This window comes from Methanobacterium sp. CWC-01 (assembly GCF_030323845.1).
GTDB lineage: Archaea > Methanobacteriota > Methanobacteria > Methanobacteriales > Methanobacteriaceae > Methanobacterium > Methanobacterium aridiramus.
Genome location: NZ_CP040735.1, coordinates 265,232 through 276,946 on the forward strand (window position 1 = coordinate 265,232; position 11,715 = coordinate 276,946).

The 11,715-nt window shown below is 45.3% G+C and carries 14 protein-coding genes; 7 read left to right on the top strand and 7 right to left on the bottom strand.

The genetic code is table 11. The features are described from left to right. The first annotated feature begins 139 nt into the window (after positions 1–139). The 3 genes from FGU46_RS01320 to FGU46_RS01330 all read left to right on the top strand — a co-directional run bounded on the left by FGU46_RS01320 (position 140) and on the right by FGU46_RS01330 (position 2,508). Positions 140–964 carry an SRPBCC domain-containing protein gene (locus FGU46_RS01320; RefSeq protein WP_286475746.1) on the top strand — a complete coding sequence of 275 codons (825 nt, stop codon included), beginning with the start codon at positions 140–142 and terminating at the stop codon, positions 962–964. After that, the gene (locus tag FGU46_RS01325; RefSeq protein ID WP_286475752.1) at positions 961–1,440 is read left to right on the top strand and encodes an SRPBCC family protein; all 480 of its coding nucleotides are present in this window, start codon (positions 961–963) and stop codon (positions 1,438–1,440) included. The genes FGU46_RS01320 and FGU46_RS01325 overlap by 4 nt, the downstream gene beginning before the upstream one ends. Positions 1,441–2,106: 666 nt before the next feature. Beyond that, positions 2,107–2,508, top strand: a complete 402-nt coding sequence (locus tag FGU46_RS01330) for a DUF5518 domain-containing protein (protein ID WP_286475753.1) — start codon at positions 2,107–2,109, stop codon at positions 2,506–2,508. A 106-nt stretch (positions 2,509–2,614) separates the two neighbouring features. On the opposite strand, the gene FGU46_RS01335 is transcribed toward FGU46_RS01330, so the two are convergent. Genes FGU46_RS01335 through FGU46_RS01345 form a run of 3 tightly spaced genes read right to left on the bottom strand, consistent with a single transcriptional unit; the run spans position 2,615 to position 4,471 of the window. Then, entirely contained in the window at positions 2,615–3,448 is an 834-nt protein-coding gene (locus FGU46_RS01335) for an MBL fold metallo-hydrolase (RefSeq protein WP_286475755.1), read from the bottom strand. Positions 3,449–3,461: 13 nt separating this feature from the next. Further along, positions 3,462–3,887 carry a pyridoxamine 5'-phosphate oxidase family protein gene (locus tag FGU46_RS01340; RefSeq protein WP_286475758.1) on the bottom strand — a complete coding sequence of 142 codons (426 nt, stop codon included), beginning with the start codon at positions 3,885–3,887 and terminating at the stop codon, positions 3,462–3,464. A 53-nt stretch (positions 3,888–3,940) separates the two neighbouring features. Next, positions 3,941–4,471, bottom strand: coding sequence for a PsbP-related protein (locus tag FGU46_RS01345; RefSeq protein ID WP_286475759.1), 531 nt, complete (start codon positions 4,469–4,471; stop codon positions 3,941–3,943). Between the two features lie 120 nt (positions 4,472–4,591). Between FGU46_RS01345 and FGU46_RS01350 the strand changes: the two genes are divergently transcribed. After that, positions 4,592–5,536 (top strand): ribonuclease H-like domain-containing protein, encoded by a 945-nt coding sequence (locus FGU46_RS01350; RefSeq protein WP_286475761.1) that lies wholly within the window; start codon positions 4,592–4,594, stop codon positions 5,534–5,536. Between the two features lie 15 nt (positions 5,537–5,551). On the opposite strand, the gene polX is transcribed toward FGU46_RS01350, so the two are convergent. Both polX and FGU46_RS01360 read right to left on the bottom strand, forming a co-directional pair. Further along, complete coding sequence (polX, locus tag FGU46_RS01355; protein WP_353619893.1) at positions 5,552–7,261, bottom strand: DNA polymerase/3'-5' exonuclease PolX; 1,710 nt, start codon at positions 7,259–7,261, stop codon at positions 5,552–5,554. Positions 7,262–7,308: 47 nt separating this feature from the next. Further along, entirely contained in the window at positions 7,309–8,670 is a 1,362-nt protein-coding gene (locus tag FGU46_RS01360) for an MFS transporter (protein WP_286475763.1), read from the bottom strand. 154 nt (positions 8,671–8,824) lie between these two features. On the opposite strand from FGU46_RS01360, the gene msrA reads away from it, so the two are divergent. Further along, the gene (msrA, locus tag FGU46_RS01365; protein ID WP_286475765.1) at positions 8,825–9,316 is read left to right on the top strand and encodes a peptide-methionine (S)-S-oxide reductase MsrA; all 492 of its coding nucleotides are present in this window, start codon (positions 8,825–8,827) and stop codon (positions 9,314–9,316) included. Positions 9,317–9,332: 16 nt separating this feature from the next. Here msrA and FGU46_RS01370 read toward each other — a convergent pair whose 3' ends face one another. Continuing rightward, positions 9,333–10,040, bottom strand: a complete 708-nt coding sequence (locus FGU46_RS01370) for an Nmad3 family putative nucleotide modification protein (RefSeq protein ID WP_286475767.1) — start codon at positions 10,038–10,040, stop codon at positions 9,333–9,335. 143 nt (positions 10,041–10,183) lie between these two features. On the opposite strand from FGU46_RS01370, the gene FGU46_RS01375 reads away from it, so the two are divergent. Continuing rightward, a complete protein-coding gene (locus tag FGU46_RS01375) occupies positions 10,184–10,603 on the top strand; it encodes a PaaI family thioesterase (RefSeq protein WP_286475769.1) in 420 nt (139 codons plus the stop codon). A gap of 195 nt (positions 10,604–10,798) precedes the next feature. Then, positions 10,799–11,140 carry a hypothetical protein gene (locus FGU46_RS01380; protein ID WP_286475771.1) on the top strand — a complete coding sequence of 114 codons (342 nt, stop codon included), beginning with the start codon at positions 10,799–10,801 and terminating at the stop codon, positions 11,138–11,140. Between the two features lie 13 nt (positions 11,141–11,153). On the opposite strand, the gene FGU46_RS01385 is transcribed toward FGU46_RS01380, so the two are convergent. Next, positions 11,154–11,597, bottom strand: coding sequence for a hypothetical protein (locus tag FGU46_RS01385; RefSeq protein ID WP_286475773.1), 444 nt, complete (start codon positions 11,595–11,597; stop codon positions 11,154–11,156). Positions 11,598–11,715 lie beyond the last annotated feature (118 nt).

Consider the following 11,715-nt stretch of genomic DNA (forward strand, 5'->3'; position numbering starts at 1 on the left):
CTTTCATCTTGTGAATTTTTTTAATAATCCATATATTGTTATATCACTCCGGGAATATATTATAGTGTATTAAGTTGTGGTAAGCTATAATTAGAGTGATCTGAACCATTTTGGGGCGGATAAAGGGGAGTGAATAATAATGTCTAAGGTTGTGCATTTCGAAATACCTGCAGAAAATCCGGATAGGGCTATAAAATTTTATGAAGAAGTGTTTGGATGGAAGATCTCCAACTGGGGAGGTCCCTTCGACTACTGGCTGGTAACCGCTGGAGATGATGAAGAACCAGGGATACATGGAGCCATAATGACCAAGGAATCTGGTGATGTGGTCCGGGATACCATCAGTGTTGATTCCTTTGATGAATTCGCCCAGAAAATTGAAGAAAATGGGGGTAAGATGTTAACCGATAAAATGGAAATTCCCGGTATGGGCTTTACTGGATTGTTTAAGGATACTGAGGGCAACATCATGGGCATAATAGAGATCACCATGCTACTCATCACCCGCGTCTTCAACGCACCTCCCGAAGAGGTGTGGAAAGTCTGGACTGAAGCCGATGCTGTTAAGCAGTGGTTCGGCCCCCAGAATTTCACGGCACCGGTTGTAAAAATCGATCTACGAGTGGGAGGAACGTCTTTATATTGTATGCGCTCCCCGGATGGTGAAGACTTCTGGAGCACCGGTATCTACAAGGAAATCGTTCCCCCAGAGCGGATTGTATCCACAGATAGCTTTGCCGATGCCGAAGGTAACGTGGTCCCGGCAGCTCATTATGGAATGGAGGGGAACTGGCCATTAGAGTTATTGGTGACTGTAACCTTCCAGGAAGATGGGGGTAAGACCAGGTTCACCCTGCAGCATGAGGGATTCCCGGACAGGAAAAATAGAGTCCTAGCCGAAGCAGGGTGGAATGAATCCCTGGACAAGTTAGCCAGATATCTAGAACAAAGGAGTGAACAATGACCGAAATCAGCCACTCCACAAAATTTACCCATGCATCGGAAAGAGAAATCGTCATGACTCACGTCTTTAACGCCCCGCAGGAGATGGTTTGGAAGGTCTTCACGGATCCGCAGCTGATACCCCAGTGGTGGGGTCCCACCAATCTATCCACCATGGTAGAAGTGATGGACCTGCGGCCGGGTGGAAAGTGGCGGTTCATCCAGCACGACTCGAATGGCAATGAGTTCACCTTTAGCGGAGTGTACCAGGAGATCATGCCCCCTGAACGCCTGGTTCAGACCATTGAAACCCTGCCTGGTCAAGAGTTTCTGGAAAGATTAACCCTGGAGGAAATCGGCGGAAAAACGGGAATAACTGAAGTATTTCAATTCCAATCAGTTGAAGACCGTGACATGATGCTTAATACAAGGATGGAAGAAGAGACAGCCGAGGGTATGGATCGTTTAACCCAACTTCTGCGAGAGCTTTATAAATAATACAAGCTGCCTAAAACACTTGCAACGGTTTTTAAAAATACTGGATTATCCATCATCAGTTAACCAAAGATTATTACTGGTCTTGGGGTAAAATTGGACGAACATCCATATCTGAAACCTTTGATGGTTCATCTAAGGAACATTCTACAGTTCCCCTAATGGGCTTCAGGTGAACAATTTTTGCAGTTTTTTTAAGACACTATCTGATTGTGCTTTTTTGAATAAATAATTGAAATTAACGATATTTAGATCAATTTGGGCATAATTTGGTATGGATTTGGAAATAAGTACTTAAATACTCTGGTTTAAACATTGGGCTATAAATTGGATTAATTGTAGGAAATTCCGTCAAATAACAAGATGAAATATTGAGCCATTTCTCATGAACATATAAAGTTCGATGAAAGCTGATAAAATTAATCCAATACCGAGGAGTGATATCTAAACCAGTTCATCTCTTGTGAATGTAGGGTGGGTGGGCCCCTACTAAAACCAACCAAAGTCGCTTGAATAATCTATAGAAAAGTCAAACCCCCGATAGTGCCTTTTTTATAGTAATTTGTGGGTGGGTGACATTTATCTAAATATTAAACTTTAGACCTTTAAAATGAGTTAATAGAATATTTTTATTCTTTAAAAATGAAGGATAATACGGGAGTGATTGTTATGCTTAAAGAGATTATTAAATGGAGACCTTTGTTAATTGGATCATTGATTGTGGTTACATTTTATGTAGTAGCGTACTTTTCTGGTGAAAGTCTTTTGTTTTCATCGTTCCTCCTGGGGGGAATGCTGGTAGGCTTCATGATTAATGAAAACTTCAAAAGCGGAGCAATTAATGGATTAGTCTCAGGGATAATCGCAGCAATAATTGTAAACCTCATTTCCGTAATTATTCTGGTCAGTCAGGGCTATGCATCCTATATAACAGTGATTCTGAGCAGTCTAGTTGTCTACATTGTGATGGAGATTGTGCTGAGTACCATGGGCGGAGTCTTTGGATTCTTGATAAGATCAGAGTCATTGCCAGGTGCAACAACCCCGGAATCAGGGGAAAATGAGAATTAATCTTTCATTTTCTTAATCCATATTACCCCCAATTTTTTTTTAGGGGGAAAAAAATTAGATCTTCAATAAAAAAATTACAAACCCACTTAGGGTAATAAATTTTTGATTATATTTTTACCCTAGACCCGGTGGCGAAGTATTCGATATGATCCCCCATGATCCTCTTCAAAAAGTGGTAGGACCGGGTCCCGGTGCAATGGCCAGTGTAGATCCTGCCAATTGAATACCCCATTAATTTGCGGGCAATAATCTCCAACTCCTGGGAGTCCACTATAGAGTCATCTGGGGGTATCATGAGATGAAGACCGCCAAACACTGCTATTATGGGAGTGTCTGGTAATTTTTCTACTACGGTGTCCAGGATGTTCAGTATACCGTTGTGGCTGCAACCGGTGAACACCACCAGACCATCATCCCGTTTTAAAACCATTAGTATCTCATGAGCAAAACGATCCTGAACCAGTTCTAAACCTTCTCCTTCATAGAGGAGCCTATTGCCCTCCGGAATGGTATGTGCATGATTTATGGAAGTTATAATGTACAGATCATCCCTTAACTCGGTAAAATCATCTAAAAATTCAATACGTCTTTTGTGCATCTCTAAAACTTTTTCATCCAGCCCGATGTCCTTCATCGTATCGTTATCAATCCGTGAGTGCTTATTATTCGCCCCTTTACCCATGTAAACCGGAGCCCCCTGGTTAAGTTCCAGGAATGCTCCTAAGCCACCTCCATGGTCGTAGTGCCCATGGGATATGATGACCAGATCCACCTCCTCCAGCTTAATACCCATCAGTTGGGCGTTGTCCACTATCTTACCGGTGGCTCCAGTGTCAAATAATATTTTATATTGACCAGTGTCCAAAAAAATTGAAAGCCCATGCTCGGATTCTAGTTCAGGGTCTTCACTGTGATTTTCGATCAGGCACACGACTTCCATACGATCTCCTTACTTAACCAAATTTAATGATATCTTTAGGCATTAAATTGCTCTCCCAGTTCCAGAAATGGGCCTCTCCCTTTGCTACCCGGAATATAATTAATCTCTCATCCTGGGGGGTCATTCCCAATTCCTTCAAGAAGGGTCTGTCCTTTATGACCTTCTCCTTTAGTTTCAAGTCGTCCAGGAACTCCACCTCACCACTTACCCGGAGCATGGTGCCAGTCATGTCATCTGGCTGGTAGAAAGCAAACTCCACTTTGGGGTTAGTCTGCAGTTGAGCCACAATCTCCTTTATGGTAGCGGTCTGGAAGTAGAATCCGGTCTCATCGGCAAACCACATTCCAAAAGCCCTCACCCGGGGCTGGTCTTTTTCCACAGTTGCAATCCAGGCGATGGGGTTTTCACTTGCAAATTTAATACAGTCTCCAAATTCCAACTAAATACCTCCTGAAATTGATTTTACTAAAAAAAATAATATGGGAGGTGGATTTACTCCACCTTAAAGCTTTTAATAATCACGTCGAAGTTGGTCTTGGCGGTGTCTATGTTGGCTCCGCCACCCGCGGCCAGGAATATTATTAAGGACTTACTGCCCTTGGTAAAGTCAATAAGCTGCAGGTAGACCTGATTACCCGAATCATCTTTACCGGTGAAGGTGGTGGCGTTGGCTGACACTCCGGCAATGTTTATGGTATTGGTGGTGGAGTTTACTCCACTGGCGTTGGCTTCTGATTTGAGGGAATTCCGGAAGGTGGCCAGGTCGTTGGAACTGGTCTCTGGACCGATAATTATGGCGGCAAAACTACCTTTAGAGGCGTTAGTTTGATTATAATCAGGATCTGAAAGTTGGACCGTGGTAACATTACTTTCGGTCATGTTCTGTATGTACCAGCTGCTGGGATAGTCAAATGAAATCCCACCGGCAGAATAGCCCTTGGTTGTGTTCTGGTTGGTGGTGGTGCACCCCGAGGCCATGACTACCAGCACCAACATGATAATTGCTAAAAAGTATTTTTTCAAGGTTTTTCCTCCTACGTCCTATAATTAGCATTATATATAACCCTTTATTCATATAATGTTTGTCAACTAATTTGGGCCATTGGACCCTAAAAATAAGAGCATTAATGGATGTAAAAACTAATGTCAAGCCTGACCGAGAATCCTTACGAACTTAAAAAAAGGCTGCTTTTGAAGTACCAGGACCACTCCCTGGAAGATTTATCCCATGGAAATGAGATAGAAAACATCCATGGAACCTGTTTCTCCTTTAAAAAGAAAGAAAAGATAAATGTAAAGGTTCCCTCCCCTGAAAAAATGGAGAAGAAGATATTATCCGATTTAAAGCTTCTCAAGGGTGTGGGTCAGGCTAAAGAGACTAAATTAAAAGGGGACGGTTACCACACCCTAAGGGATCTGGCGGAACACAGTAACTACGGCTCGGAAGCTACCCGGATTTGTAAGTTGGTGGATGAGGAAAATTTCACTAAGCTTTCTGAACATATCACTAGGGTTTTCTACCCATCCCATCCTTTAAACACCCTGTGCATGTCAGCCCGGGATCCGGAGGACCTGCTTTTCATGGACATCGAGACCCTGGGACTGGATGGAGTGCCCCTGATACTCATCGGAGTGGCCAGGGTATCAGGAAACAAGTTAGAAACTATCCAGTTCCTCCTGAGAGATCTGGATGAAGAAAAAGCCGTTCTGGAAAGCTACTCCTCACTTAACCATGAAAAAACGTTACTGGTGAGCTTCAACGGCCGGAGTTTTGATGCACCCTTCATCAAAAAGAGGATGAGCCATCACCACCTGGATTATCGTAACCCCGCTGACCATCTGGATTTGCTGTATCCGGCCCGGTCCAACTGGAAGTCACAACTTCCCAACTGCCAGCTCCAAACCTTAGAAAGGCATCTTTTTGATCTGGAACGAGTGGATGATGTCCCCAGCCATCTGGTACCTGATTATTACCGCACCTATCTCCAGGAGGAAAATATTGGCCCTCTGGTACCCATCTTAGAACATAATCGGGAGGATGTGGTTACCCTGGTACGGCTCCTATGCCTGATTCAACAAGATATATGAATTGTTAGTTTAAAGTCACTTCAGAGTTTTAAGAAGCTTTTTCAGGGGGAGGGTGTTAACCACGTCCGGGGCTTGAGCCCATCCCCGACGGGCGGTGGATACTGCCAGCTCCATGTAGTCCAGGTCACGGGTGTGGTGGGCGTCGGTGTCCACAGACAGGCGACATCCATATTTTAGGGCCATTCTTATATTTTCGTCATTCAGATCCAGACGTTTGGGTTGTCCATCCACCTCCAGGATGGTTCCTGTCTCAGCGGCGGTTTCAAACACCTTCTCCAGGTCGATGTCATAGGCTGGTCGTTTTTTAAGTTTCCTGCCAGAGGGGTGGGCCAGGATATCCACATGTTCCATCTCCAGGATATCCAGGATTATACCAGTCATGGTCCCGGGTTTGAAGGGCACTCCCGAATGAATTGCGGCCAGGACGATGTCCAATTCCTCCAGGACAACCTCCTCAATATCTATAGTGCCATCCACACCTATATTAAGCTCAACCCCCTTAAGCACCCGGATATCTTCAAGTTCATCATTTAAGGTATCGATCTCTATCATCTGTTCCTGAAGGGCAATTTCATCCAGTCCCCCAGCTACAGGAAGGCCCTGGGCATGGTCAGTAATGGCCAGGTACTGGTAGCCCAGTTTCTGGGCCGCCTCGGCCATCTCCAGTATGGATGAGCGACCATCACTCCACCTGGTGTGGAGGTGAAGATCTCCTTTTATATCAGATTTTTCCACCAGTTCCGGTAGTTCACCAGTTTGGGCCGCCTCGATCTCCCCCCGGTTTTCCCTTAACTCTGGTTCGATGTAGGACAGTCCCAGGGCCTGGAAAACCTCCTCCTCGGTCCTCCCCGCTAACTGCTCCTCCCCTCTGAATACTCCGTATTCATTGAGTTTAAGTCCCTGGGCTATGGCGATTTTACGTAACTCTACATTAAGCTCCCAGGACCCGGTGAAGTATACCAGGGCCGAGCCATATTCCTCCTTCTTAAAAACCCGCAGATCCACTTCCATTCCATCCTTAAGCCGGACTGTGGATTTGGAGGGGCCGTGGGATATTATCCCTCCCACCAGATCCATGTTAACGAAGTAATCCATCACCTTCTGGGGGTTGCTGGTCACAGTTAAAATATCAATATCTCCCACGGTCTCTTTTCTCCGTCGAATGGAACCTGCAATTTCCACTATTTGGACTTCAGGCAGTGAAATTATTCTTTTTTTCAGTTCCCAAGCCAGGGGAAGAACATCCCCTAAAAGTCGCCTTCCAGTGCTTTTCCTGGCAAACTCCAGGTTTTCAAGGATTTTCTTCTCACTCTTAACTCCCATACCCTTCAAGCGATGAATATGTCCCCTTCTGGCCGCTTTTTCCAGGTCATCCAGATTTTTAACTCCTAACTCCTGGTATAGCAGTTTGATGGTCTTGGGACCCAGCCCCTCCACCAGGAGCAGACCCTCGAAGTCCACCGGGTACTGCTGCTTTAAGTCCTCCAGGTACTGGAGGGACCCGGTATCAAGGATTTCCTCAATCTTAAGGGCAATGGCCTTTCCAATACCCGGCAGCTTCTCCAGGCCCCCTTCCTTCCAAACTTCCTCGATGGGTTGGGAAAGGAAGTCCACGGTATGGGCCGCGCGACGGTAGGCCTTGGTACGAAAATCAACACCATCCATTTCCAGGTAATCTGCCACCAGGTCCAGGATAGCCGCCACCTTCTTGTTCTGCATGGCCATCTATATGTGGCTCCCCCTAAAAATTTATTCCCCCCACCAGGAGGGTTTTAGTCTTCTTTTTTACCAGATAAAGAGGCTATTATTCCCACCATACTCATTAAAGAGAACAGAGCAAAGGATATTCGTGCGCTTAACAGGAAATGGTCGTAGTTTTCAGGGAGGATACTGACACTTCCCACGAATATGGCCAGGGCGAAAAGTGCCAATCCCATACCAGACATCTGACCCAGGACCCGCATGGTACTTAATGTGGCCGAGGCCACCCCATAATATCTCTTAGTCACGCTGCTGATTATAACGTTGGTGTTGGGTGATGAAAATAGTGCGAATCCCAATCCCAGTATCACCAGGCCACTCATAATCCAGGCCAGGCTGGTTTGTTGGGATAGGAAGGCCAGAAAGGCCAGGCCCAGGGCGGTGAGGGCCATTCCCCCCGAAGCCACCAGGCGGGGCTCCATCCGGTCCGAAAGTTTACCGGCCAGGGGGGAGAAAATAGCCATGGTTACCGGTTGGACAGCCATCAAGATACCGGTGGTCTGGGGATCCAGGGCCTTGATGTACTGGAGGTAGAGGCTTAAGATGAAGACGATGGGCACCCCGGCGCAGTAATTTATAAGAGCCGCCAGGTTGTGCAGGGTAAAAGTCCTATTTTTAAAGAGTTTTACTTCCAGAACTGGACTTTCCATCCTGCTTTCCACCAGAAAAAAGACCAGCAATCCCAGCAATCCACCCAGAATCAGGAGCAATCCATAAGCCGCAGGGAGCTCTGATAAACCATACATAAGGGCCACCAGGGATATTCCTAATAGTATAGCACCTAAGAAATCGAATTTTTCTCCATGGGCTTCCGTCCATTCGCCCTTTAATCTTAAAACAGCCATTGTGGTGATAAGTCCCAGAATTACGTTGAAAAAGAATATACTCCGCCAACCCAAATTCTGGGTTAAAAAGCCACCCAGGACCGGGCCTAAAAAAAGACCTAAAAATACCCCGGTTACACTTATTCCCAGTGCTCTTCCACGTTCTCCAGCAGGAAAAAGGGAAGCTATAATGGCAGCCACGTTACCGAAGATCATGGCCGCTCCCATCCCCTGGAATACTCTTAAAAGTAGGAGCATCTCGGTTGAAATTGAAAACCCGGCTATTAAAGAGGATATGGTAAAAATTATAATGCCATAAGTAAAAATCCGTTTCCTCCCATAGATATCAGCTATTCGGCCGAATGGCACCAGGAACACGGCTAAGGATAGAAGATAAACAGTTGGAATCCATCCTAAGAGAATGGCGTTAGCTCCAAATTCCAGGCCAATGGTGGGCAAGGCAATGTTAATGGAAGAACCCATGAATGGTGTTAGAAATGATGCTATCACTGTCACAATTAGGGCGTCGTTTTTGTTGGGGCTGGACAAGAGGATTCACCTTAAATTTATTGTGTTTTAAGGATATAGATAGTATGGTTGTTCCACCATAAGGGGAAGGGTAAGTACTAGTAGGAAACATGGAGAAGGGATCCGAGATATTGAAATAGCCATCTGAATCTCAACAACTAGGAGGACCGATATAATGAGTAAAGAAGAAGTAGAGTTTCAAAAAGCCACCTTCGGGGCAGGATGCTTCTGGGGGGTGGAAGCCGCATTCCGTGAAGTGAAGGGAGTGGTTTCCACTGCAGTTGGTTATATGGGTGGAGACCGGGATAATCCCTCCTACCAGGAGGTTTGCACCGGTGCCACCGGCCATACCGAAGTGGTGGAGGTAATCTTCAACCCAGAGGAGGTTTCCTATAACGACTTGCTGTACATTTTCTGGACTATCCACGACCCCACCACCCTTAACCGTCAGGGTCCAGATATAGGAGTGCAGTATCGTTCCGTGATCTTCTACCACGACCAGGAACAGAAAGAATTAGCAGAAAAAATGAGGGACAAGCTGCAAAAGTCCAATATTCATCCCAGAGATATTGTAACAGCCATCGAACCAGCCCAGACCTTCTGGAAGGCTGAAGAATATCATCAGCAGTACTTTGAAAAGACGGGAAGAAGAAGTTGTGGTTTCTAGTCTTTGCCACAGGCCGCTAGCTCGTATCTGGTATTTCTAGAATGTTTAAGAGATTTTTCAGATATCGTCGTCCTTTGATGAATCGGGGCGGGATGCTGCGCTGTATGGAACCTTTTATACCTAAAAGGTCTTCCATGGCCGGGGAAACAGCATGGTAGGGCCTTCCCCTCTTATCCAGCCTAGGACTACTTAGGGGTAGGGCTTTATGCAGAAGTTTGCTCTTTTTTCGATCTCCCACCACCAGTACCACTCCCCCTTTGGTGGGGCGCTTCAGATGGGAGTTGGTGGGATACTTCCCTCTGATTAAATACTGTTCAGTCTCACCCCGCTTTTCCAACTCGATGATCTGCTCCACCACCAGGTACCCGATAATGTAAAGTCCATCTTTCCCCTCCACCTCCCGGGGTGAGAGGCCAGCATAGAACACCAGATAATCGCCTTTTTCTAATTTATTTAAGAACTGAGCTTTACGGCCCTCATCAGCATAGGTGAAGGTTTCAAACTCCGGGTCATGGTGGATTTTCCTATTTAAAATCTTGGGCGGGAGGTATGCGGATAATTTCTGTCCCCTTCTACCCTGCAGGTCATGAAAGGTTCTCTTTTCTCCTGATTCGGGATCCTTCTCCGAGAGGGGAATATATTCAAAAGTTCCATCATTGAAAAGTGGTGCTAACAGCCCATCGCTACCCTTATCAATACCCACCCGTAGCATCATGGCCTTCATTTTAATCCCCCCTAAAAAGCATTTAATAATGGGACTTCAGAGAATAATAAATTAACTGCAGCCATAAATTACTGGATGAATTCAAGTAAGTGAATAGGGGAAGGTTAGCCCCTCAATAATCCAATATACGGGGGTATTTTAGTATGAATGATCTTAACCGGGATGAACTGGCCGAATTTTTCAAAAGAGACCTCTTTGCAGAAAAGAATGGTATCAAAATGGTGGAAATAGGATCCGGGACTGCTAAAGCCCGAATGAAAGTCACCAGTGAACATCTAAATGCCGTGGGCACAGCCCATGGTGGTGCTCTTTTTTCACTGGCCGACTTTGCCTTTGCCATGGCCGCGAATTCAGGGGGCCAGGTAACGGTGGCCATCAACGTCAGCATATCCTACTTTAAGGCGGTTAGCTCCGGATTTTTAACGGCCAGTGCCCGTGAGGTTTCGGGTGGTGGCAGAATTGCCAGTTACACCGTGGAAATCCACGACGAAGAGGAGGATCTGGTGGCCCTGTTCCAGGGAATGGCCTACCGTAAGCGGGAGATGTTGAAGGATATCATCTAACCCACGACCTGGGCAAAGGTTTGTGGAGAAGTGGATAAAATTTTCACACTCTCCAGATCAGAGTTATCACTGGACATCTTGCCACAACTTGAATTTTTACCAGAAACTACAATATTCCCCCATAAAAAGGAAAAAAATGGGGAATAGACAATTTAGTATATTTAGAAATACCATACCCTTAGTATAGATGATAGAATGAATATACAGGAAGCAACAGAAGCAGAGGAACAGATCTTACTAATCTACCGGTTTGTTGAAGAAGACCGCCTGTTTAGAAGAAAAATACATGAATCAGGATTACCGCTAAAGGAAAACAAGGTTCTTCAACGACTTTTGAAAAGGAAAGATGCTGAAGAAATTCTGAGAAACTGTATTCTTGAATTAGAAGAAAAGAGAACAGGTTCAAGACCTTCGCCATTAGAATTTGAAGAGATGATGGTATCCTTCGACCTTACCCCCCTCTACCGTAAGTACGGGTTGAAAGGTTTAGGTGACATCTACAAACTGGATCTTAAAAAGCTTTGCTCCCTGCTGTGAGCATTTAGACTTTTCAATCAACTAAGGAGACTACTAACTTCACTACCTCCACCAGGATGGAGATGGCTACCCCGACCATCAGAAGGATGAGCACCAGCCAAGTCAAAAGCTCCAGGGAGGACTGGCTGAAGCTGAAGGGAAACACAGTGTAAAGGGCTTTAATAGCCCAGAAAACGAATACACCCATGAATATCTGGGCTAGGCTGCGGAACCACTGCGGATGGTAAAACAAAAAGAGTAAATTTCCGATAATGGTAACCACCAGGGATAGGTTCAGTATCCACAGGGTTTCAGTCCAGGCAGAAGTGATAAAGGAGATATCCCAGTAGGGAATCTGGTTAACGATGTAAATAAAAATCAGGTTAAATATTATGGCCACTGCGAAAGAAGCCCGGGATGGTTCCTTTTCTCGTTTTACCCATGCTTTCAATCGGTTTGAAATGTTATCTTCTGGCATTGTTATCCCCCATATTAATATGGATTTTTTTGTTTATTTAACCTATTATTCTGGATTCTTTTACATATTAATATAAGCGAATCACCCTCTGGGGGGTTGGTAGTTTATGATCTTTTCT